Raw genomic sequence first — 2,442 nt, 5'->3', positions numbered from 1 at the left:
TCGGATATTCCTTGTTGCCCGCCCCCTCCACCAGCCTTCGGCTGGTCCCCCTCCCCGTAAACGGGGAGGATTTCTGATGACCGGGCTCAAGACCGATATCGGCGCCATCCATTTCGTCGGCATCGGCGGGATCGGCATGTCCGGCATTGCCGAAGTGATGCACAATCTCGGTTACAAGGTGCAGGGCTCGGACGTGTCCGAGGGCTATGTCGTGCAGGGGCTGCGCGACAAGGGCATCGAGGTGAAGATCGGCCACGCCGCGGAGAATCTCGGTGACGCCGCGGTCGTCGTGGTGTCGACCGCGATCAAGCGCGCCAATCCCGAGGTCGAGTGTGCGCTCGAACGCCGCATCCCGGTGGTGCGCCGCGCCGAGATGCTCGCCGAATTGATGCGCCTCAAATCGACCGTCGCGGTGGCGGGGACGCACGGCAAAACCACCACGACCTCGATGGTCGCGGCGTTGCTCGACGCCGGCGGGATCGACCCGACCGTGATCAATGGCGGCATCATCAACAGCTATGGCTCGAACGCGCGGCTCGGCGACAGCGAGTGGATGGTGGTCGAGGCCGACGAGAGCGACGGCAGTTTCCTGCGGCTCGACGGCACGCTCGCGGTCGTCACCAATATCGATCCCGAGCATCTCGACCATTATGGCAGTTTCGATGCGATCAAGGACGCGTTCGTCCAGTTCATCGAGAACGTGCCCTTCTATGGCGCCGCTTTCCTTTGCCTCGACCATCCCGAAGTGCAGGCCGTGCTGCCGCGCGTGCGCGACCGCCGCATCGTCACCTATGGCTTCTCGACCCAGGCCGATATCCGCGGCGTCAACGTGACTCCGATCCCCGGCGGCAACCGGTTCGAGGCGATCATCCGCAATCGTGACGGCACGACGCGCTCGATCGAGAATATCGAATTGCCGATGCCGGGGCGCCACAATGTCCAGAACGCGCTGTCGGCGATCGGCGTCGCGCTCGAGCTCGGAGTCGACGATGCGACGATCCAACAGGGCTTCGCCAAGTTCGGGGGCGTCAAGCGCCGCTTCACCAAGGTCGGCGAGGTTAATGGCGCGGTCGTGATCGACGATTACGGCCATCACCCGGTCGAGATCCGCGCGGTGTTGTCGGCGGCGCGCGAGGGCGTCGCCAACCGCGTCATCGCGGTGGTGCAGCCCCATCGCTACACGCGCCTCGGCAATCTGATGGAGGACTTTCAGCAGGCGTTCAACGATGCCGACATGGTCTATGTCACCCCGGTCTATGCCGCGGGCGAGCAACCTATCGAGGGAGTCGATGCGCAGGCGCTGGTCGATGGCCTGAAGCGTCGGGGCCACCGCGCGGCGGCGACGATCGGTTCGGCGGAAGAACTCGCGAGCGAACTCGCGGGCGTCGTCCAGCCGGGCGACATGATCGTATGCCTGGGCGCGGGCGACATCACCAAATGGGCGGCCGGGCTGGCTGACGGAATCGAGGCGGCGCGGTGACGGTCTGTTACGCCATGCCTCCGGTTCGTGGGAAATTGACCCACGGCGCGCCGCTGGCGCCGTTGGTGTGGTTCAAGAGCGGCGGCGCGGCCGAATATCTGTTCGAGCCGGCCGATGTTGATGACCTCGCCACCTTTCTCTACGCGCTCGATCCGTCGGTGCCGGTGATGGGGCTCGGCCTGGGTTCGAACCTGATCGTCCGTGACGGCGGCGTGCCCGGCGTGGTGGTCCGGCTGGGCAAGGCGTTCGCCAAGATCGAACGGCGCGATGCCACCACGCTGCGTTGTGGTGGCGGCGCGAGCGGCATCCTCGTTTCGTCGAGCGCGCGTGATGCCGGGATCGCTGGTCTCGAATTCATGCGCTCGATTCCGGGCACGGTTGGCGGCTTCGTCCGGATGAACGGCGGCGCTTATGGCCGCGAGGTCAAGGACGTGCTGGTCGAGGCCGACGTCGTCCTCCGGTCGGGCGAGCGCCGCACGCTCGCGCTCGGCGATCTCGGCTATACCTATCGTCACAGCGACTTGCCCGCGGGCGCGATCGTGGTCGGCGCGACTTTCCGCGGCCAGCCGGGCGACCCTTCCGCGATCCAGGCCGAGATGGACCGTATCGCCGCCGCGCGGGAAGAGTCGCAGCCGCTGCGCAGCCGCACCGGGGGGTCGACCTTCAAGAACCCCGAGGGCCACAAAGCGTGGCAATTGGTCGACGAGGCCGGATGCCGAGGTCTTCGCAAGGGCGGCGCACAAGTGTCGGAAAAGCATTGTAATTTCCTGCTCAACCTGGGTGACGCGACCAGCGCGGATATCGAGAGTCTGGGCGAAGAGGTACGCGAGAAGGTGAAGGCGAATTCGGGCGTGATGCTGGAGTGGGAAATTCAGCGCGTGGGAGTTGCGAAGTGAGCGCGGCTTTCCAAATCCTCCCCGGGACGGGGAGGTGGCGCGAAGCGCCGGAGGGGGTTCGCCTCC

Annotated in this window: 2 protein-coding genes; both read left to right on the top strand. The window is 66.1% G+C overall.

Features of this window, described 5'->3' with window-relative positions:
• Window positions 1-76: 76 nt before the first annotated feature.
• Window positions 77-1,480, top strand: a complete 1,404-nt coding sequence (gene murC / locus SPR01S_RS20890; RefSeq protein ID WP_174531919.1) for a UDP-N-acetylmuramate--L-alanine ligase — start codon at window positions 77-79, stop codon at window positions 1,478-1,480.
• Window positions 1,481-1,494: 14 nt separating this feature from the next.
• Window positions 1,495-2,376: a UDP-N-acetylmuramate dehydrogenase gene (gene murB, locus SPR01S_RS20885; RefSeq protein WP_066593760.1), complete on the top strand. Its 882-nt coding sequence runs from the start codon at window positions 1,495-1,497 to the stop codon at window positions 2,374-2,376.
• Window positions 2,377-2,442 lie beyond the last annotated feature (66 nt).

The sequence above is a fragment of the Sphingomonas pruni NBRC 15498 genome, assembly GCF_001598455.1.
Lineage (GTDB): Bacteria > Pseudomonadota > Alphaproteobacteria > Sphingomonadales > Sphingomonadaceae > Sphingomonas > Sphingomonas pruni.
The sequence above is the reverse complement of the archived record's forward strand: the minus strand, read 5'-3'. Positions and strand labels throughout refer to the sequence as shown.